Annotated in this window: 18 protein-coding genes; 4 read left to right on the top strand and 14 right to left on the bottom strand. The window is 40.8% G+C overall.

Translation table 11 applies throughout. The features are described 5' to 3' along the window. Positions 1–88: 88 nt before the first annotated feature. The 5 genes from lpdA to HUX68_RS02150 form a co-directional block, all read right to left on the bottom strand. A complete protein-coding gene (gene lpdA, locus HUX68_RS02170) occupies positions 89–1,495 on the bottom strand; it encodes a dihydrolipoyl dehydrogenase (protein ID WP_174613112.1) in 1,407 nt (468 codons plus the stop codon). 3 nt (positions 1,496–1,498) lie between these two features. After that, a complete protein-coding gene (locus HUX68_RS02165) occupies positions 1,499–2,830 on the bottom strand; it encodes a dihydrolipoamide acetyltransferase family protein (RefSeq protein ID WP_174613111.1) in 1,332 nt (443 codons plus the stop codon). A 23-nt stretch (positions 2,831–2,853) separates the two neighbouring features. Next, positions 2,854–3,831 (bottom strand): alpha-ketoacid dehydrogenase subunit beta, encoded by a 978-nt coding sequence (locus HUX68_RS02160; protein ID WP_174613110.1) that lies wholly within the window; start codon positions 3,829–3,831, stop codon positions 2,854–2,856. A gap of 3 nt (positions 3,832–3,834) precedes the next feature. Continuing rightward, positions 3,835–4,917 (bottom strand): pyruvate dehydrogenase (acetyl-transferring) E1 component subunit alpha, encoded by a 1,083-nt coding sequence (gene pdhA, locus HUX68_RS02155; RefSeq protein WP_281355670.1) that lies wholly within the window; start codon positions 4,915–4,917, stop codon positions 3,835–3,837. Positions 4,918–5,334: 417 nt separating this feature from the next. Continuing rightward, positions 5,335–6,027, bottom strand: a complete 693-nt coding sequence (locus HUX68_RS02150; RefSeq protein WP_174613109.1) for a YkyA family protein — start codon at positions 6,025–6,027, stop codon at positions 5,335–5,337. 194 nt (positions 6,028–6,221) lie between these two features. Between HUX68_RS02150 and def the strand changes: the two genes are divergently transcribed. The 3 genes from def to rnjA all read left to right on the top strand — a co-directional run bounded on the left by def (position 6,222) and on the right by rnjA (position 9,203). Further along, positions 6,222–6,773 carry a peptide deformylase gene (gene def / locus HUX68_RS02145; protein WP_174613108.1) on the top strand — a complete coding sequence of 184 codons (552 nt, stop codon included), beginning with the start codon at positions 6,222–6,224 and terminating at the stop codon, positions 6,771–6,773. Positions 6,774–7,321: 548 nt separating this feature from the next. Beyond that, the gene (locus tag HUX68_RS02140; RefSeq protein WP_174613107.1) at positions 7,322–7,531 is read left to right on the top strand and encodes a DNA-dependent RNA polymerase subunit epsilon; all 210 of its coding nucleotides are present in this window, start codon (positions 7,322–7,324) and stop codon (positions 7,529–7,531) included. A 4-nt stretch (positions 7,532–7,535) separates the two neighbouring features. Then, on the top strand, positions 7,536–9,203 hold the full coding sequence (gene rnjA, locus HUX68_RS02135) for a ribonuclease J1 (RefSeq protein ID WP_174613106.1): 1,668 nt from the start codon (positions 7,536–7,538) through the stop codon (positions 9,201–9,203). A gap of 375 nt (positions 9,204–9,578) precedes the next feature. Here the strand turns inward: rnjA and HUX68_RS02130 are convergent, their stop codons facing one another. The 5 genes from HUX68_RS02130 to HUX68_RS02110 form a co-directional block, all read right to left on the bottom strand. Continuing rightward, positions 9,579–11,297 (bottom strand): pyruvate oxidase, encoded by a 1,719-nt coding sequence (locus HUX68_RS02130; protein ID WP_174613105.1) that lies wholly within the window; start codon positions 11,295–11,297, stop codon positions 9,579–9,581. 82 nt (positions 11,298–11,379) lie between these two features. Further along, on the bottom strand, positions 11,380–12,045 hold the full coding sequence (locus HUX68_RS02125) for a potassium channel family protein (RefSeq protein ID WP_174613104.1): 666 nt from the start codon (positions 12,043–12,045) through the stop codon (positions 11,380–11,382). Positions 12,046–12,207: 162 nt separating this feature from the next. Next, positions 12,208–13,938 (bottom strand): ABC transporter ATP-binding protein, encoded by a 1,731-nt coding sequence (locus tag HUX68_RS02120; RefSeq protein WP_425509532.1) that lies wholly within the window; start codon positions 13,936–13,938, stop codon positions 12,208–12,210. 117 nt (positions 13,939–14,055) lie between these two features. Further along, complete coding sequence (locus HUX68_RS02115) at positions 14,056–15,804, bottom strand: ABC transporter ATP-binding protein (protein WP_174613102.1); 1,749 nt, start codon at positions 15,802–15,804, stop codon at positions 14,056–14,058. A gap of 227 nt (positions 15,805–16,031) precedes the next feature. Then, positions 16,032–16,484 (bottom strand): TlpA family protein disulfide reductase, encoded by a 453-nt coding sequence (locus HUX68_RS02110; RefSeq protein ID WP_174613101.1) that lies wholly within the window; start codon positions 16,482–16,484, stop codon positions 16,032–16,034. A gap of 260 nt (positions 16,485–16,744) precedes the next feature. On the opposite strand from HUX68_RS02110, the gene HUX68_RS02105 reads away from it, so the two are divergent. Next, positions 16,745–17,581, top strand: coding sequence for a mechanosensitive ion channel family protein (locus HUX68_RS02105; RefSeq protein ID WP_174613100.1), 837 nt, complete (start codon positions 16,745–16,747; stop codon positions 17,579–17,581). Positions 17,582–17,741: 160 nt separating this feature from the next. Here the strand turns inward: HUX68_RS02105 and tnpA are convergent, their stop codons facing one another. From tnpA to dapD, 4 genes are all read right to left on the bottom strand, one after another. Beyond that, positions 17,742–18,212: an IS200/IS605 family transposase gene (gene tnpA, locus HUX68_RS02100; RefSeq protein WP_174613099.1), complete on the bottom strand. Its 471-nt coding sequence runs from the start codon at positions 18,210–18,212 to the stop codon at positions 17,742–17,744. A 174-nt stretch (positions 18,213–18,386) separates the two neighbouring features. Next, positions 18,387–18,638 carry a YkuS family protein gene (locus tag HUX68_RS02095; protein ID WP_174613098.1) on the bottom strand — a complete coding sequence of 84 codons (252 nt, stop codon included), beginning with the start codon at positions 18,636–18,638 and terminating at the stop codon, positions 18,387–18,389. 75 nt (positions 18,639–18,713) lie between these two features. Next, positions 18,714–19,829: an N-acetyldiaminopimelate deacetylase gene (locus tag HUX68_RS02090; protein ID WP_174613097.1), complete on the bottom strand. Its 1,116-nt coding sequence runs from the start codon at positions 19,827–19,829 to the stop codon at positions 18,714–18,716. Between the two features lie 13 nt (positions 19,830–19,842). Further along, positions 19,843–20,562 carry a 2,3,4,5-tetrahydropyridine-2,6-dicarboxylate N-acetyltransferase gene (gene dapD, locus HUX68_RS02085; RefSeq protein WP_174613096.1) on the bottom strand — a complete coding sequence of 240 codons (720 nt, stop codon included), beginning with the start codon at positions 20,560–20,562 and terminating at the stop codon, positions 19,843–19,845. Between the last annotated feature and the right edge of the window lie 59 nt (positions 20,563–20,621).

Here is a 20,621-nt window from a genome sequence, read left to right as displayed (position 1 = left end):
AGCTTAACAAGCCATATCAAACGTACTACTTACTTAAAAGTAAAAAAGAACTGTCCCAATTTGAGAGACAGTTCTTTTTTTACTTTATTTACATTGTATGAATCGGCATGCCCAATGCAACATCAGCAGCTTCCATTACGGTCTCACCCAAGCTTGGATGTGCATGAATGGTAAGTGCGATATCTTCTGCTGTCATACCTGCTTCAATTGCAAGGCCGACTTCAGCGATTACGTCACTGGCATTAGGACCGGCAACTTGAGCACCAATTACAAGACCGTCTTCTTTTCTTGTAATCAGCTTCATGAAGCCATCCGTGTCATTAAGTGACAATGCACGGCCATTAGCTGCAAATGGGAACTTGGATGCTTTCACTTCATAACCAGCATCTTTTGCGCCTTTTTCAGTATACCCGACAGTTGCAAGCTCCGGATCAGAGAATACAACGGCAGGAATACCCAGATAATCAATTTGTGATTTTTCCCCGCCGATTACCTCTGCTGCAATTTTACCTTCATATGATGCTTTATGTGCGAGTGGAGGGCCTTCCACAATATCACCAATCGCATAAATGTTATCTACATTTGTGCGGCATTGCTTATCAATTTTAATAAGTCCTTTATCATCCACTTCGATTCCAACTTGTTCAAGACCAAGTTCTTCGGTGTTAGGACGACGTCCGACAGTTACAAGTACATAGTCAGCCTCAACAGTTTCTTCTTTTCCATTGGCTTCGTATTTTACTTTGACACCATCTTTTGATTCTTCAACTCCTTGTGCCATTGCTTCCGTAATAACATTAACACCTTTTTTCTTGAGACGCTTCTTAACAACCTGCTTCATCGATTTTTCGAATCCGCCAAGAATTTCTTTTGTACCTTCCAAAACAGTTACTTCCGTTCCGAAGTTCGCATATGCTGTTCCCAGCTCGGTTCCAATATAACCGCCGCCGATGACGACCATTTTTTCCGGAATTTCGTCAAGATTCAATGCACCGGTTGAGTCAAGTACACGATCAGAAAATTTAAAGCTAGGAATTTCAATCGGGGTCGAACCGGTTGCAATAATACAGTTGTTGAATGTATACGTCTGCGATTGTTTCTCATCCATCACTTTAACTGTGTTCTTATCAACAAAATATACTTCCCCTTTTACAATGTCGACTTTATTGCCTTTTAGCAAACTTTCAACACCGGAAGTTAATTTATTGACTACTTTGCCTTTCCATTCCTGCACTTTGGAAAAATCAACAGATACATTCTCCGTTTTAATTCCCAGTTCTTCATTACCGTGGGCATGATCAGTCAGGTGACCTGCCTGAATCAGGGCTTTGGATGGGATACAGCCAACATTCAGGCAAACCCCGCCAAGATTCCCTTTATCAACTATTGTCACCTTTTGGCCGGTTTGGGCAGCGCGGATGGCAGCTACATAGCCGCCTGGTCCGGCACCCACAACCAGTGTGTCAAGTTCAATTGGAAAATCTCCTACTACCATAATCTACGCCTCCATCATAATAAGTTGTGGATCGTTCAATAACCGCTTGATCTGATTCAGTGCCAATTGTGCTGTTGCACCATCAACAATGCGATGATCAAAGCTAAGTGAAACTGCAAGTACTGGTGCAATTACGATTTCACCGTCACGGACGATTGGTTTTTCAGCAATTCGACCGATTCCCAGAATAACAGCTTCCGGATAATTCAATACCGGTGTAAACCATTGACCGCCGGCCGAACCAATATTGGTAATTGTGTTGGATGCACCTTTCATCTCTTCAGATGTAAGTTTACCACTACGGGCTTTTTCTGCCAACTCATTAATTTCCCCGGAAATCGCAAAAATCGACTTTCGGTCAGCATCTTTTACGACCGGTACAAGCAAACCTTTGTCTGTATCTGCCGCAATTCCGATATTGTAATAATGCTTGTAAATAATCTCATCTGAATCATCATCCACAGCGGCATTCAAAATCGGGTATTTTTTCGACGCAGACACAAGCGCTTTGGCAACATACGGTAGATATGTCAGCTTAATTTCCTGTTCAGCTGCAACCTGCTTAAACTTCTTGCGATGTGCTACGAGTTCAGTAACATCGACCTCGTCCATCAGGGTAACATGTGGAGCTTTAGTTTTGGAATTTACCATCGCTTTGGCAATTGTCTTGCGTATTCCAGTCATTTTCTCGCGTGTTTCAGGATACTCTCCTTTTGGCGCAGCAGCCTCTCCAGCTGGTTTGGATTCCGCTTCTTCGGCTTTTTCTTCCGTTTCAGCCGGTTGGTCACCGCTTAAGTAGCTGTCAACATCTTCTTTTAAAATCCGTCCGTTTTTACCTGAGCCCTGCACGTTCTTGATATCCACTTCATTCTCACGCGCGTATTTGCGGACTGACGGCATTGCTATTACCCGTTTATCATCAGAGGAATCGTTTTTATCTTTGTCAGCTGATTCTTTTTGATCTACTTTCTCATCAGTTTTATCGGAATCTTTGTCATCAGCTTTTGATCCCTGCTTTTTATCTTCTTCTTTGTCTTCCTGCTTGTCTTCTTCCGCTTCCGCAGAATCCGCTTCTTCGTCATCATCTGACTCATAGCCTTCTGCATCAAACGTGATAATCGTGTCACCAACAACAGCGACTGTTCCTTCATCAACATGAACTTTTTCTACTGTACCATCAACCGGCGATGGAATTTCCACAACGGCTTTATCGTTTTGCACTTCACAAAGGACGTCATCTTCCTTGACTTCATCGCCTTGCTTTACAAACCATTTAACGATTTCACCTTCATGGATACCTTCACCGATATCAGGTAGCTTAAAATTATAAGCCATTCATACTGCCTCCCATCTTTTAATTAAAAGTTAATTGACTCTTTCACTCGTTCGATAATGTCTTCATGATTCGGCAGCCAAATTTCTTCAGCCTGAGAAAATGCGTATACTGTATCAGGCGCTGACACCCTTAAAATTGGTGCTTCCAGATGCAGAATTGCACGTTCCTGAATCTCTGAGATAACATGAGAACCTACACCAGCCTGACGCTGTGCTTCCTGTACCATAACCATGCGATTTGTCTTTTTAACAGACTCGACAATTGTATCGACATCGATTGGTGACACGGTACGCAAATCGATTACTTCCACACTGATATCATCTTTTTCCAATTCATCAGCTGCCTTTAATGCAGCATGGACCATCGCACCATACGCAACAATCGTTATATCGTCACCTTCCCGCTTTACATCAGCCTTATCCAAATCCACTGTATATTCGTCATCAGGCACTTCGCCACGGAATGAGCGATACAACTTCATATGTTCCAAAAACAATACAGGATCATTGTTGCGTATCGAAGAAATCAACAATCCCTTAGCATCATATGGCGTTGTAGGGATCACTACCCGAATGCCAGGCTGTTGTGCAATCAATCCTTCTAGTGAATCAGCGTGAAGTTCTGGTGTGTGAACACCGCCGCCAAATGGCGAACGGATTGTGATTGGCATCGGATATGTTCCGCCGCTGCGGTAACGCATACGCGCCATTTGTCCGTTAACTGCATCCATTGTTTCATAAATAAAGCCGAAAAACTGAATTTCAGGCACCGGACGGAATCCTTGCGCTGCCAAACCGATGGACATCCCGCCAATTCCAGATTCAGCAAGGGGTGTGTCAAACACACGTTCTTCGCCAAATTCTTTTTGCAACCCTTCCGTTGCACGGAAAACACCACCATTTTGGCCAACATCTTCCCCGAATACAAGCACATTTTCATCATTTTTCAGTTCATTGTGCATTGCATCAGTGATTGCTTGAATCATTGTTTTTTGTGCCATGATTTAGTTCGACTCCTTCTCTTTATATTCTTCCATTTGTTCTTTCAAATTACGCGGAAGTTCTTCATGCATATTTTCAATCAGATCCGTTACTTTTTGTTTTGGATATTCATCAGCTTTTTTAATAGCTTTCTTAATTTCATCTTTTGCTTCATCAATTACTTTATTTTCTTCCTCTTCCGACCATAAATCTTTTCCTTCCAGATACTTTCGGAAACGTACCAATGGATCCTTCTTCTCCCACTCATTATCCAAATCATCTGTACGGTAACGGGTCGGATCATCACCGGCCATAGTATGAGGTCCATAGCGGTATGTTACTGTTTCGATTAGAGTTGGACCTTCCCCTTTAACCGCGCGTTCTCTGGCATCTTTTGTAGCCACATAAACGGCCAGCGGATCCATACCATCAACTTGGATTCCTTCAATACCTGCAGCAACTGATTTCTGGACAAGCGTTTTCGCAGCAGTCTGTTGCTCAACTGGAACAGAGATTGCAAATTGGTTGTTTTGAACAAAGAAAATTGCTGGCGCTCCATACGCACCTGCAAAGTTAATCCCTTCATAGAAATCACCTTGGGAAGTACCACCGTCACCTGTGTATGTTACTGCTACCGATTTTTTACCACGCTTTTTCATTCCAAGCGCAATGCCTGCAGTCTGCGTATATTGTGCACCGATAATAATTTGCGGACTAAATCCGTTTACGCCTTCCGGAGATTGATTACCATGAAAGTGTCCTCTGGAAAAAAGGAACGCTTGATACAATGGAAGTCCATGCCAAATAAGTTGTGGCACGTCGCGATAAGCCGGCAGCAGAAAATCTTCTTTCTCCAATGCGTAATGACTGGCTAACTGTGAAGCTTCCTGTCCGGCAGTTGGTGCATAAAAACCTAAACGCCCTTGACGATTCAAGGCAATGGAACGCTGATCAAGCACTCTGGTATAAACCATCCTCCGCATGAGCTCTTTCAAATCATCATCTGAAAGATCCGGCACCGCATCTTTATTAACTATTTTTCCATTTTCATCAAGAACCTGGAACATTTCGAACTGACTCTCAACACTTTCCAAAACGTGTTTCAAAATAGTTCACCTCTTCCTTTCTGAATACCTGTTTTGATTTTCATTTCTAGCCTTCCCAAAATATGAAATAATCTGTACCATATGCTCTTAATCTTTTCCCGGTTTTGTTTATTACTAATCTCTTCAAAACTGTTTCATTTTTAAGTTGCTTTTCACTGGTACAATTTATAATTCATTTAAAGTTTAGCTTAAATGATCCATTCCGGTCAATCACTTTGTTTATTTTTATCCATTTTTACACAATAGAGTAATCGCTTTCACTCATTTCTCCGCACACCAAAGCACTTTCTGTTATAATGATTTCCCGAAACTGTATTAATCAAAATATTCAATACGGATCAAGCAAAATAATAAAAATGCATCAAAAAACCGGACTCTACACATAAGTCCGGTTTGCCAGCTCAACTACTAACGGTTCTATTTATTGTTTTTATCTTTGGAAGAGGCATTGTCCTCATATTCCACCTTGATATCAGCCTGCTTATAAAATTTCTCTTTTAACTCATTATACTCAGCTGTCCGACTGTTGAATGTTTTATTTGCATCAATTACTTTTTCATAACTGTTGTTCAATTTTTTGATATGGTTCGAAAGCGTTTCCTGTTTCAGGTCTTTCTTCTGCAGCATTTTATAGAGTTTTGTTTCCCGCTCCAATGATTTTGAATACGCCTGATATAACTTGTCGTATGCATTGTAGCGTTCCATCATAACGGAAAACATTTTCTCTGCGGTATCTTTCGCTTGCTTATTTTCCAGCTGATCGATTAAATCTTTTATTTTAATAAATTCCTCTTTCGATGCATGAATGCTTTCTTTTTCCATTTCTATTTTTTCTGCCCTCTTTTCGATACTTTTCAGGGCTTTATCAGACAATTTTTTAATTTTATCAAAGTCATCCATGCTTAAGTCGATAATTTTGGAGTAAATGTTCTGTTCCTTTTTTTCCAGCTTAACTATTTTATCCTGTTGTTTTTCAAATTCTTCTTCCAATTCCACTGCCTTTTCCAGATGATTATATATCTTTTCGGATGCCGACGTATTACTGCAGGCAGAAAGTACAGCAACAATAATCAGGATGAATAATAATGATAAATGCTTTTTAAATTTCAAATCGACAAGTTCCTCCTTTTTTCGCAGTTACAAAATTTAATTTCTAGTATAACATAACCATAGACATATCCGTATTATTTTACGGCAGATAAGGTTCTCGAATCAATAGCTTGTCTGTTCTAAATTATGATGTAAATTTTCATAATATGTTAAAATGTTGTCATAAAGAACTGTAAGGAGTGTGTCAAGCATAAATGATAACGATGAAAGATATCGTAAGAGAAGGTCATCCTTCCTTACGTGAAAAAGCTGAGGAAATAACAGTTCCACCAAGCGAAGACGATAAAAAGCTTTTGCAGGAAATGCTTGAATTTGTAAAAAACAGCCAGGATGATGAGTTGGCCGAAAAATATGACTTACGACCGGGTGTCGGTCTTGCTGCACCACAACTCGGGGTCAACAAACGAATGATTGCAATCCATTTTGAGGATGCCAAAGGAAAGCTTTACAGTTACGGTCTGTTCAATCCAAAAATTATAAGTCATTCCGTACAACAGGCATACTTGGCAGCAGGAGAGGGCTGTCTCTCCGTTGACCGCAATGTCGAAGGGTACGTACACCGCAATGCCCGGATCACCGTTACCGCAACGGATCTTGAGGGAAATCAATTAAAACTAAGATTGCGGGACTATCCGGCCATTGTATTCCAGCATGAAATTGACCATTTAAATGGTGTCATGTTCTATGACCATATCAATAAAGATAATCCTTTTCTTACAAATGAAAATGCAAAAGCAATCGAATAATCCAAACAGGGACTTTTTAAGGAGTTCCTGTTTTTTTTGTATAATTTTCCTTTTTGCGCGGGAAAATAGATAGCAGTAATTAACGGATTCCTGCCAGAATTAGCAGATGGTCAAATGAAGTTTTTTTTAACAAATAACGGATTTTCATTTCAATATTTGCTAATCAGTATTATACTGTATATAAGAGGGATTGGATCGGTAGAATGTTTTTTGCTTTTCTTAAACTTTGAAAGGAGATGCAAATCTCATGTTAAAACGCCTAAAAGAAAAGCTGAAGAAACGCTGGAAGGATTTTTTAGGCAGAGGACGTGTACCTACTACTTATAAGAAAGACTACCATTGATTGAACCAATCACGTTATCAATACCATGGTGAATTTACGCAGATGCAAATTTATCAGATGACGTATTATAAAACGGACGGTAAATAGATTTAACAGAATAGTTCTATAGCTGTTCGTTGTGTTCAGCTTATTAAGTAATGGACAATTATAATGCGTATAGCGGAAAATATGAAAAAAATTGAATGATGATGTTAGGAGAGATGAAATGATTTTTAAAGTTTTTTATCAGGACTCTGCAACTGAGATACCTGTACGTGAAAATACAAAAAGCCTTTATGTAGAGGCTGATCATGAAAAGGATGTTCGCAATAAACTGGTCGATCGCGAATACAATATAGAGTATATCCAACCGCTTGATGAGGCACATTTAAATTACGAAAAACAATCCGATCACTACTCAGTGGAGAACGCATAAACAGATGAAGTTTGTGAAAAACGACCAGACAGCTGTATTTGCATTGGGAGGATTAGGTGAGATTGGGAAGAACACGTATGGTGTGCAATTTCAGGACGAGATTATTTTAATCGATGCCGGAATCAAATTTCCGGAAGATGAATTACTTGGAATCGATTATGTAATACCCGACTATACCTACCTCATCCAAAACCAGGATAAAATAAAAGGATTGTTTATAACACATGGTCACGAAGATCATATCGGAGGGATTCCTTACCTTCTGCGTGAAATAAATGTTCCGATCTATGCAGGAAAACTCGCGATTGGATTAATCAGAAATAAATTGGATGAACATGGTTTATTAAGAAATGCTAAATTAAATACAATTCAGGAAGAAGATATTATTAAATTCCGCAAAACATCTGTATCTTTTTTCCGTACTACTCATAGTATCCCTGATTCATATGGTATTGTTGTAAAAACACCTCCGGGTAACATTGTTCATACGGGTGACTTTAAATTTGACTTTACACCGGTAGGCGAACCCGCCAATATTTCCAAGATGGCTGAAATCGGCAAAGAAGGCGTACTTTGCCTGCTATCAGACAGTACGAACAGTGAAGTTCCCGGCTTTACCATGTCGGAAAAGGTTGTAGGCGGCAATATTAACGATATTTTTGGCAGAGTTGACGGCAGACTGATTTTTGCTACATTTGCATCAAACATTTACAGGCTTCAGCAAGTAGTTGAAGCTGCCGTGAAACATGACCGCAAAATTGCCGTGTTTGGTCGCAGTATGGAGTCATCCATACGGATCGGACAGGAGTTGGGCTATATTCAGGCCCCAAAAGATACGTTTATCGATGCCAATCAAATCAATCGTCTTCCAGCAAATGAAGTAACGATTCTTTGTACGGGGTCTCAAGGTGAACCGATGGCTGCACTGTCACGGATTGCCAATGGTACCCACCGTCAAATTCAGATTATTCCCGGTGACACCGTAGTATTTTCGTCTTCTCCAATCCCTGGAAATACGGTAAGTGTCAGCCGGACAATCAATAAATTGTATCGGGCAGGTGCCGATGTCGTCCATGGTCCGTTAAGCAATATCCATACCTCGGGACATGGAAGTCAGGAAGAGCAGAAATTAATGCTTCGGTTAATTCAGCCTAAATATTTCATGCCGATCCACGGGGAATACCGTATGCTGAAAGAACACATGAAATTGGCTGATGCTTGTAACGTTAATCCGGACAACATGTTTGTCATGGATAATGGAGATGTACTTGCACTGGGGAAAGATAATGCAACAGTTGCCGGTAAAATCCCATCTGGTTCCATCTATGTCGACGGCAGTGGAATTGGTGATATTGGCAATATTGTACTGCGTGACCGAAGAATTCTATCCGAAGAAGGTCTCGTAATGGTCGTTGTCAGTATCAACATGAAGGAATTTAGAATCGCCTCAGGACCCGACATCATTTCACGAGGTTTTGTTTATATGCGGGAATCCGAGGATCTGATTAATGAGGCTCAAAAACTTGTTTCCAAACACCTGGACAAAGTGATGGAACGACGTACAACGCAATGGTCCGAAATTAAAAATGAAATAACAGACACCATTGCACCGTTCCTGTATGAGAAAACAAAACGCAGACCTATGATTCTGCCGATAATTATGGAAGTTTAAACTATAAAAAGGATGCCTTGGCGTTGAAGTGCCAGGGCATCCTTTTTTGGTTAAATTTTCTATAAAGTCTTATCGTAAATTCTGCTGGTCTTTTTCTGCTCAGTAATTTTGTTCTTCCCGCAGGAAAAGAAAAGCTGCACATCGCACAAAGAAAAAGAACTTTTCTTCACACATTCCAACGGCTGGCAAGTGGTATCGACTTCATACCTTTGCCCTGTTCAGCTTGATTTAATTTTTAGTACAGCGGTTTTTCCATAATGTACAGCGGCTATTTGCTTTTATACAGCGGGTTTGCACCAAAGTACGGCGCGATTTCAGTTTTGTACGGCGGATTTCCGGCAAAGTACGGCGGCAGAAAATACACCCCTCAATAGATTAAAATCGTTTCAATGATTTCTTGATATCCGGAAATTCCACTTTTTTATTTGCAAAAAACTCTTTGATTAGATACTCGCTGTATTTTACCGCCTGATCAAAATGAATTTTTCCCGGTAATGGTGCCATATCTTCAATGGCAATATCGATAACCGCGGGCTTATCAGATTGGAATGCACGTCTGATTTCATTTGCCAGGTCCTCTGATTTTTCAACACGGTAGCCTTCCCCGCCGCACGATTCAGCAAATTTGGCAAAATCCATTTCACCCAGACCTGTTTCGTAATTCAGCTTTCCCATTTCCTGCTGTTCGTATTTGATCATTGCGAGATTACTGTTGTTTAATACAATCACTTTTATCGGCAGGTCATTTTTTACAGCAGTCACAAAATCATGCATTACCATTGAAAAGCCGCCGTCGCCGCAAATGGCAATCACCTGCTTATCCGGGTTGGCAACTTGTCCGGCAATTGCTCCGGGCAACCCGATACCCATGGATGCAAGCCTTCCTGAAATAACAAATTGCTGATTGGTAAACGGAAAGAAACGAGTAGTCCAAACCGTTACATTACCTACATCACAGGAAATTACCGCATCATGGTCCACTTCCTGCTCCAGCGCATACATTACTTGCGGAGCCTGCATGGGACTCTCTTCCTCTTTTTTCTCCTTAATCATATTAATGTGCCATTTCTTCATTTTCCCCTGGTATTTTTGCAGATACGTATTGTCTTCATTTTCTTTCACTTTTGAGGTCAATGAAGGCAACACCCGTTTAATGTCACCGCACAGTCCGGCGGTAATCGGATAGAGACTGCCGATTTTTTCTGATTTTAAATCAATCTGAATCGAATGTGTATGATCCGGTAAATATTCCCGGTACGGAAATGATGTTCCAAACAGCAACAATAAATCCGTTTCCATGATGGCTTCGTATGCTGGTTTCGTTCCAATCTGACCGTGTTGACCAAGGTTCAGCTCATGATAATCCGGGATTGTTCCCTTACCAAGAAGACTTAAAACAATGGGTGCCTTGATTTTTTCAGCAAAATCGATTAATTCTTTTCTTGAATTTCTGGCACCCCTCCCCGCAAGAATTACTGGTTTTTTGGCCTCATTGATCAAATTTACTGCTTGCTGTACGGATTCCTGGTCCGGTTCGAATTTCGGCTGTTCATACCCTGGTGCAGTTAAAAATTCATCCTTTTTATGTTTAACCGCAAATAAGTCATCCGGAACAATCAGAACGGATACACCTTTTTCCGTATACGCCATTCTGATCGCTTTATTAAGCAAGTCAGGAAGTTGGTCAGCTGATTCAGCACGCCGGTTGAATACAGCAACATCATCGAATAATCGTTCCAGATTTACTTCCTGAAATGCATCCGTTCCCACCATGCTGCTCGACACCTGGCCTACGATGGCAACGACCGGAGCACCGTCTTGCTTCGCGTCATACAGGCCGTTCAGCATGTGAATGGCCCCTGGACCTGTAATGGATAAACACGCGCCGATTTTCCCCGTTAATTTGGCATATGCACTTGCTGAAAGCGATCCAACTTCTTCATGCCTGACCTGTATAAATTGAATTTTTTCTTCCTGTTTACGCAAATCATCAATGAATTCATTTATGGAGTCTCCTGGGAGCCCGTAAATGTGGTCAATTCCCCACTCGATTAATTGTTCCGTCATTATTTCACCGGTTCGTTTCTCCTTCATAAAACCACCTCTTTCTAAATATGCGATATATAACTATAACCCACATCCAGAAAGAAAAAACCCATACATCGAAATGTATGGATTATTCATCGATAACAAGATGTTTCTCAAAACGTGAAATATCGTTATCTGCACCAATTACAATAAGAATGTCTTCCGAGTCCAGCAAATCATCAGCACTTGGTGATACGTTAATACTTTTATCACGCTTGATTGCGACGACGTTACAACCGTAATTTGCCCGAATGTCCAGATCCACCAATGATTTCCCCTGCATCTTTTCTCCTGCCTTTACCTCTACAATACTGTGGTCATCTGACAGTTCAAGGTAATCGAGAATATTGCTTGAAATAATATTGTGAGCGATTCGTTTTCCCATATCACGTTCCGGATGGACAACCTGATCAGCACCAATTTTATTCAGGATTTTTTCATGATATTCATTCTGCGCTTTTACAGTAATTTTTTTAATGCCAAGATCCGTTAATACTACCGTGGTTAGGATACTTGCCTGGATATTGTCACCAATCGCGACAATGACATGATCGATATTCTTGATGCCAAGCTCTTTCAATGTCACTTCATCCGTAGAATCTGCTATTACAGCATGTGATGCAATGTTTTTATATTCATTTACCTTATCCTCGTCATTATCAATGGCAAGCACCTGCATTCCTTCCATGCTTAATTCACGGCAGATGCTTCCGCCAAACCGTCCCAGTCCGATGACAGCAAACTCTCTTTTCATGCGACTACCTCCAACATACTGCACTTTTTAACTAAGTCTACCACATATTGCCCCCTTGTAAAATCTGTTTGTTGGAAAGTTGTACGAGATTAGCTATTCACGATTTTCAGTAATCAATCAAAACGGGCCAACCACATGATGAAATGGTTTGACCCGTTATGTTCAGATAGCATCAAGCATTTGAAATTGTGATTTAACCAGGTCGAAGTATTCGCCTTTTTGTTCCATTAATTCATCGTGGCTGCCATTTTCGAGAATTTTTCCGTTCTCCAGCACGAAAATATTATCTGACTCCCTGATCGTTGATAAACGGTGCGCAATGATTATAGCGGTTCTTCCATCAAGCAGCCGACGAAGCGCTGCCTGAATTTTCATTTCAGTTTCCGTATCAATGCTTGCTGTTGCCTCATCAAGAATTAAAATTTTAGGATCAGCAAGCAATGCCCTGGCGAATGACAGCAGCTGCCGCTCACCTGCTGACAGTATATTTCCCCGCTCCTCCACTTCGGTTTCATATCCATTTGCAAGCCGCCCTATAAATTCATCAGCGCCAACAACTTTTGCGGCTTCGATTACCTCATTGTCTGACGCATCTGGCCGGCCAAATCGAATGTTTTCCATAATAGTTCCCGAGAAAATAAATGTATCCTGCAAAACAACACTGATTTGCTGGCGAAGATGATCAAGCTTCACATCTCGTAATTCATTTCCATCAACCTTTACCTGACCTTTCGTAGGATCATAGAATCTACTGATCAGATTGGCAATGGTTGATTTACCACTTCCGGTATGACCAACAAGTGCAATCGTCTGACCGGCATTTATATTCAAAGATATTTCATGCAGTGCAATTCGATTGTCATCATAGGAAAATTGAACTTTATCAAATTCAATTTGTCCCTTCATATCAGGCAGCGGGATACTATCCTCTTTTTCTTTTACATTCGGCTTCTCATCAAGAAATTCAAAAATCCTCTCTGATGCCGCCATGGCCATTAACAGCTGATTATACATCTGTCCAAGCCGGGAAATTGGCTCCCAGAACATTCCCAAATAGAAAGCAAATGTAACAAAAACACCAATGTCGATTCCGCCGTTTAAAATAAGAAACGAACCAAATGAAATCAAAATTATCGTACCAATCGCATTGCTCATTTCCACGAACGGGCGGAACATGGCACTTTTTTTCGTTGCAATACGCAGACTTTCGTACGTATCAAAGTTAAGGCCATCAAAAAACGCTGCATTCTCTTTTTCCTGCGAGAAGGACTGCGTAATACGGATACCTTGAATACTTTCATTTAAATGTGAATTAAGCCGGGATTGCTGAATGCGGACATCCTGCCAGGAACGGCGGATATTCCGGCGCAATTTCGTTGAAATATAAAACATAATCGGCAAAATAACCAGCACAGCAAGAGCCAGTTGCGGACTGAATGCAAACAGAATAACTATCATCGCGGAAAGTGTGACAACATCCATCAATAGATTGATAATTCCATTGGTAAATAATTCCTGCAATGAATTGATATCATTCAAAATCCGGACCAAAATTGACCCCGCCGACCGTTTGTCAAAAAATCGGTGTGACAAGCGTTGTACATGCGAAAATAACGACTGCCGCAGATCATAAATAACATTCTGCCCAAGAATATTAACCCATTTTATCCGGAAAACGTTGCCGACATAATTAAGCAGATACAACACACCAACAACTATAATAAGTGTAATAAGCAATTCGGAATCCTTATTGGCAATTGCCTGGTCGATTGCCACCTTACCGATTAAAATTGGTACAAGCAATCGAACTGCCGTTGACACGAGCATGGCAATTACTGCGCCAGGCAAATATGTTTTGGAGTATGGCTTTAAGTATCCAAGCAGCCGCCACATTTGCTGCCAATTAAACGGCTTCTCCACAGCTTGATCAACTGTATAATAAAACCGCTTTAAATGACGATTATCTTTTGAAGTTTCATTTCTTTTAGACAACTTCCATCCTCCCCCTTTCTAATTTGCTGATTGCATAATTGCTTCACGGTCCTGGTACTGTATGTCATAAATACGCTGATAGGCCCCATTGTTGTTCAATAATTGATTATGGGTACCCCTTTCGGCGATTTCACCATCCTCCAATACGAGAATCTCATCCGCGTGTTTCAGTGACGAGATACGGTGGGCGATGATAAATGTTGTCCGTCCATTCATTACTTCCTTTAGTGCCTGCTGAATTTTAAATTCAGTCTCCATGTCAACCGCCGACGTGGCATCGTCCAACACTAAAATACTCGGATTGATGGCAATTGCCCTTGCAATGGAAATCCGCTGCTTCTGGCCGCCGGATAATCCCATCCCCCGTTCACCAAGCATCGTATCGTATCCATCAGGCATTTCCATTATAAAATCATGTGCCTGGGCACGCTTGGCAGCATCAATGATCTGTTCATCAGCGATTGTCGGATCTCCATAAGCGATATTGTCACGAATTGATGTCGAAAACAGAAAAGGCTCCTGCAGGACGAATCCGATATGACGGCGCAACGTTTTCAGTCTATAGTCACCAACATCACGGCCATCAATCAGTACCTTGCCATTTTCAGGTTCATAAAAGCGGGTAATTAATTGGGTCATACTGGTTTTTCCTGAACCTGTTGAACCGATCAGGCCGATTATTTTGCCTGGTGGTGCATCAAAACTAACATGTTTAAGTGCAGCATCATCGTCTTTTATATAGGTCAATGTCACGTCATCAAACGTCACATGACCACGGATTGGTACATCGACAGCGCTTTCTTTTTCTACGATATCTTCTTTTTCCTCCAGCACTTCCAGTAACCGTTCACCTGAGGCCTTAGCCTGGGAAAATTGGTTGATCACAAATCCCAGATTCATTAACGGACCGAGAATATACCAGACCAGACTGAAGAAAGCTATCAGTTCCCCAATCATGAGCTGATTACTGATCACAAGATAACCACCGAATGCCAGCAAAGCTACAGCACAAACATTTCCGATAAATTCCATCAACGGCATATATTTTGCCCATATGTCGGAAGTATACAAATATTTTTGCCTGTAATCATTATTACTGCTGGAGAATCTGCCAATTTCAAAATCTTCCCGTGACAAAGACTTAACGGTATTCATGCCGCTTATGTTCTCCTGTACACGAGTATTCAGCATACCAAGTGATTTCCGGATACCCTGGAAAGCCGGATGAACCAATTTATCAAATCGAAAAACGACAACTGCTAAAAACGGCATCGCCGCCATTGTTACGAGTGCAAGCGGCACTGAATAATAAAACATAACTGCCAAACTGAATAAAATCAGCAGTGTTATCCGGGTCAACTCGGAAAAACCAAACGAAAGGAAGAACCGAAATCCTCTCACATCTTCCACCAACCGTGACATCAGATCCCCTGTTTTTGCATTATCATAATACTTGAATGAAAGCACCTGCAGCTTTTCATATAATGCTCCCCTAATCATGTACACAAATTTAATTCCGAATAATTCACCTAAGTACTGATGGAAATAGGTGGAAAAACCTTTGATAAGCATAATCGCGAAAAATATGATGGAAATATACGGTATCAGTTCATATCTGTTTTCCTTCACAACTTTATCAATCGTCTGCTGAAGTATAATTGGATAAACAACAGTAGCGGCCGTTACGAAGAATAGAAAGAACAATGATCCGAAAAAAAGCTTCCGATTCGGCCAAAAATACTGTTTCAATTTTTGAAACGTATTCAATGCATTTCCTCCCCCTTATCTTTTTACGTACTATCTAATATAACGGGTTCCGAAATAAATTTCATTACTTTTGCTCAATTTTTTTAAAGTTTCCAATAGGACAACAACATAAGCTCCCCGGAAGTACTGAAATAAGTACATATACCTTTTAAAAATAAAACTTTTTACCTATCTTTGTGCATTAAAAAAACCTGCCGAAATGGCAGGTAAATAATGTATATTCAAGCTTAGTTTTTTGTATGCCCCAATAACCGGTTAACCCTTTTATGGAGCAATCGCATGCCTCCATCACCAGAATGATAATGCCTTAGCCTTCCTTCAGTATCAAATAAGTAATAAGCCGGAACAATTTTGATATGAAAAGCATCCGACAATGTTTGGTCATTATCAACAAAAACCGGCTGTGTTATATCGTGTTCAGTTGCAGTTGTTTGTATCAGTTCAATATCCAAATCCTCTTTCATCCTGGGCATATGAACGGCTATGATATTCAATTGTTCATTATATTCATCACGAAAACGGTTAACTTTTGGCATAGCCCTTTTACATGTGTCGCAACTGACCGACCAAAAATGAATGAAGGAAGGCTTTTTGCCAATAAGATCACGCTTCTTAATTGGATTACTGTTCAACCATTTTGTAGCGCCGGCAAGTTCAGGCATTTGTTCTCTTAATCTCATATATCGCTACCTCCTAAATGACAAGCAACTATTCTTCTTTTTCAACCCATTATTGTATATGATGAATCCATTGCAATGTTTCCTGTGGCCGAATCCAAATTTGCGCACACTTGTAGCCAGACGCTACTTCCATGGCTATAATCCATATAAAAATCTTATCTGTAAATTTAAGGTTTAATTTGTTATATAATGTGGAAAATTGAAATCGTTCGGTTCCTTGTATATGATAAAGAAGAATAAAACAGAAAGGAGACTTACATATGGAGATATTTGGATTCACTATTGATCTGAAAAATTTACTTAGTGCCATCTTACCTGTACTAGGAAAAATGCTTTTACTGATCGTAGCCTATTTAATTATTGTACCGATAGGCAAGAAGGTTATTGAAAAAACGTTAAAGAATGCCTCGAAAGGGCAAAAATCTTCTCCCGGCAGAATGAAAACACTGGAAAAACTCCTCACCAACGTTTTTTCCTACGTTATGATTTTCGTTCTCATTGTAATGCTGTTCTCAGCACTTGGTGTTGACATTGGTCCATTGCTTGCCGGTGCAGGTGTTGTTGGTTTGGCCATTGCATTTGGTGCACAGGGGCTTGTCAGTGACATTGTTACAGGGTTCTTTGTCATTCTGGAACGCCAGCTTGAAATTGATGACTATGTTACAACAGCCGGTTATGATGGAATCGTAGAGGAAATTGGATTGCGAACAACACAAATCCGCAGTTTTGATGGCACATTAAACTTTGTACCGAATCGCTATATTGAAGGTGTTGCAAATCATTCCCGCGGAAATATGCAGGCACTGGTCGATATCGGAATCAGCCATTATGACAATATGGATGATGCAATAGCAATTCTGAAAGATGTTTGTGAAGAATTTCAGAAAGATGAACGATTTAAGGAAGGTCCGGATGCAGTTGGTGTTCAAAGCATTGATACGTCTCAAATTGTCCTGCGTGTTATTGGACAAACCGAAAACGGGCTTCAATGGGCATGTGAACGTGATATGCGGAAACGTATCAAAGAAGAATTCAATAAAAAAGGTATCGACATGCCGCTTTCTCAGCACGTTGTCATACAAAAAGAAGCTGAATAAAAAGCATTGTCCTTACGCTATAATAGAAATCAAAACCACCAGTGTGAACTGGTGGTTTGCTCTGCGGCTGAAAGCCTCTATTACCGGCCTCGGCCTAAAAGGCCCACTGAATGGTTTTCCCTTTTGCACCACACTCACTCGCTGATTCTAAAAGAATCCCTTATTTCTTTTTATTTTTCTTCCCCGTGAAAGGGTCGTATTCTTCAAATAAAGTTAACTGGTCGCTCATATAGTCTTCTCTGAGCTGATTCCGTATATATTCTTGAATTTGATTTCTATTCCTTCCCACCGTATCTACAAAGAAGCCTCGACACCAGAATTTGCGGTTGCCATATCTATATTTTAAATTGGCGTGACGGTCAAAAATCATTAAACTACTTTTCCCTTTTAAATATCCCATAAATTGGGACACACCCAACTTTGGTGGTATACTGACTAACATATGAATGTGATCTTTGCATGCATTTGCTTCATGGATTTCAACATTTTTTCTTTCGCAAAGCTCCCTTATTATTTCTCCTATACTTTTTTTATATTTTCCATATATAATTTGCCTTCTATATTTTGGTGCAAAAACAAGATGATACTTACATCTCCACTGGGTATGTGCTAAACTATTCTTGTCCTTCATTGGACATGCCTCCTTATATGGCGAGATTTGGTGGTCGGGAAACCAACCTTATCTTACCATGAAGAGAGGCATTTTTTTGATCCCACGCTGGAAGCTCTCTGGAACCCCCGGCATAGCCAGGGGTTTTCAAAGACATCAAGAACAAAAAGAATCCCCAGCACCGGGGATTCTTTTTTACTGTTCATGATGCAATTTATCATTGACCATCTGGCAGACTGATTCGGTACTCATTCCTTCCGCATTAATTACCGCACCGGCAATGCTTGCGTCGGACATTCCCATCACGTTTTTATCCAAGCCTGTAATAACACAGCAGTCACAATATTCGGTGTCATCTTCCGAGTGCAAATCCACTACATCATGACCCATTTCCATCAAGGCTTCCTTTACATCCGTTAAGCTGTCTTCAACACCAATTCGTGCCACCTGAATACCTCCTTCTGATTCGAAAAGATTCCTGAATAGTTTTTCCCGAATCCGTGAAGGTATACAGTCTGGAATTTATTGTTGGGTTAGCGTATTTATTGTTGAAACAACAGCTTTCACACCGCTAATTAGTGCACGTTCATCCGGATGCAGCTTAGAGCTGTGCAATCCATACGGTGAGTTTACACCAAGCCAGAACATGAAGCCGGGAATTTCTTTCAGCATATAGCCGAAATCCTCACCCGTCATGGCCGGGCCTGCCTCCTGAAAGTGCAAATCTGTTTCGTTGATTGCTTTCTGAAAAAGATCCGTATATTCTTTCTCATTATAAACCTGATAATAGTTCGAACCATAATCAATGTCTATTTTACATTCATGTGAGATTTCAAATCCTTTTACGAGACGTTCCAGCTTTTGCCGTACGACATCAATTGCTCCCGGCTGCAGTGTGCGGATTGTTCCTTCAAGTCTTGCCGTTTCCGCAATAGCATTCTGAACAAATCCGCTTTCCATTTTGCCAATCGTTACAACAGCACTTTCAAGTGGATCAAGAGCTCTTGATACAATTTGCTGCAACTCCACCACAAAACTGCTGGCAGCCACGGTCATATCTCTTGTCAGATGTGGATAAGCTGCATGACCGCCCTTTCCTTTAAAATCAAGAAACAGCTCACTTGTATTGGCAAACAGCAGCCCCGCACGGCTGGACACGGTTCCGACCGGCAATTCGGGGGCAATATGCAGCGCAAAAATAACGTCCGGTTTCCAATCACAGAATGCTTCGGATTGCATCATTGGAAGTGCACCACCCGGGCCTTCCTCAGCAGGCTGAAAAAGAAAAACAACGTCATCTTCGACTGGTTTATCCACAATGGATTTCAGCGAACCCAGTGCAATCGTCATGTGAAAATCATGTCCACAGGCATGCATCCGTCCATCATGTGTAGATTTAAATTCATAGCAGGTTTCCTCAGTGATTGGTAACCCATCGATATCACAGCGGAATCCAATTGTCTTAGATGGATTATTTCCCTTCACTTTTACCAGTATTCCAGTCTTCCAGGTTTTGATTTCCATTTTGTCGGCATCAAGCTCTTCAAGTCTGTCCAATAAATAGCGGTGTGTTTTTTCTTCCTGAAACCCCAACTCGGGAATTTGATGCAACTCTCTTCTGATTGTTTGTAAATTCATACATATCCCTGCTTTAGTTATCCAATTTACGTAATTCCTGTTTGATTTCCGTTTTTGATTTTGTACTGTCATCAATTTCTTTCAGTACCTTTGCAGGCGTGCCGGCAACCAGTGTATTCGGTGCAACATCTTTCGTAACAATCGAACCAGCCGCAACGATTGAACCTTTACCAACTGTCACACCTTCAAGAATAACAGCGTTTGCACCTATAACAACTCCATCCTCAATTACTACCGGCTGAGCAGAAGGCGGCTCGATAACGCCAGCAAGCACCGTTCCAGCTCCAATGTGGCAATTTTTCCCCACAGTGGCCCTGCCTCCAAGCACAACATTCATGTCAATCATTGTTCCAGCACCGACAACGGATCCAATATTAATCATCGATCCCATCATTATAACGGCACCATCACCAATTTCCACCTGGTCACGAATCACGGCACCAGGCTCAATCCGTGCATTTACATCCTTCAAGTCCAGTAACGGTATCGCTGAATTTCTGCGGTCGTTTTCCAGTACATAGTCTGTAATGGAATCTTTATTTTCATTCAATACCGATTGAATTTCTTTCCACTCACCGAACAATACACCACTGTTCTGTTCAACAAAAGATTGAACTTTTCCCCCGTACTGCAAGGAATTTAACGCATTTCCTTTAATATAAACCTTAACAGGTGTACTTTTTTCACTGTTTGAAATAAAGCTGATAATTTCATTTGCATCCATCATTTTCACGATTCTGTTCCTCCAATTTTATGTATTTATTTTACTTTAGCAGACGAAACTATTGTACG

This window comes from Virgibacillus ihumii (assembly GCF_902726655.1).
Taxonomy (GTDB): Bacteria; Bacillota; Bacilli; order Bacillales; family Amphibacillaceae; genus Lentibacillus; species Lentibacillus ihumii.
This window is presented reverse-complemented; position numbering and strand designations above follow the sequence as displayed.

Bases quoted from the DNA above. Each gene is read 5' to 3' on its own strand.
- HUX68_RS02160 (WP_174613110.1), bottom strand. From the start codon at position 3,831: ATGGCACAAAAAACAATGATTCAAGCAATCACTGATGCAATGCACAAT.
- HUX68_RS02165 (WP_174613111.1), bottom strand. From the start codon at position 2,830: ATGGCTTATAATTTTAAGCTACCTGATATCGGTGAAGGTATCCATGAA.
- HUX68_RS02130 (WP_174613105.1), bottom strand. From the start codon at position 11,297: ATGAAGGAGAAACGAACCGGTGAAATAATGACGGAACAATTAATCGAG.
- HUX68_RS02140 (WP_174613107.1), top strand. From the start codon at position 7,322: ATGATTTTTAAAGTTTTTTATCAGGACTCTGCAACTGAGATACCTGTA.
- HUX68_RS02120 (WP_425509532.1), bottom strand. From the start codon at position 13,938: ATGTGGCGGCTGCTTGGATACTTAAAGCCATACTCCAAAACATATTTG.
- HUX68_RS02110 (WP_174613101.1), bottom strand. From the start codon at position 16,484: ATGAGATTAAGAGAACAAATGCCTGAACTTGCCGGCGCTACAAAATGG.
- HUX68_RS02090 (WP_174613097.1), bottom strand. From the start codon at position 19,829: ATGAATTTACAAACAATCAGAAGAGAGTTGCATCAAATTCCCGAGTTG.
- def (WP_174613108.1), top strand. From the start codon at position 6,222: ATGATAACGATGAAAGATATCGTAAGAGAAGGTCATCCTTCCTTACGT.
- HUX68_RS02105 (WP_174613100.1), top strand. From the start codon at position 16,745: ATGGAGATATTTGGATTCACTATTGATCTGAAAAATTTACTTAGTGCC.
- HUX68_RS02125 (WP_174613104.1), bottom strand. From the start codon at position 12,045: ATGAAAAGAGAGTTTGCTGTCATCGGACTGGGACGGTTTGGCGGAAGC.
- rnjA (WP_174613106.1), top strand. From the start codon at position 7,536: ATGAAGTTTGTGAAAAACGACCAGACAGCTGTATTTGCATTGGGAGGA.
- tnpA (WP_174613099.1), bottom strand. From the start codon at position 18,212: ATGAAGGACAAGAATAGTTTAGCACATACCCAGTGGAGATGTAAGTAT.
- lpdA (WP_174613112.1), bottom strand. From the start codon at position 1,495: ATGGTAGTAGGAGATTTTCCAATTGAACTTGACACACTGGTTGTGGGT.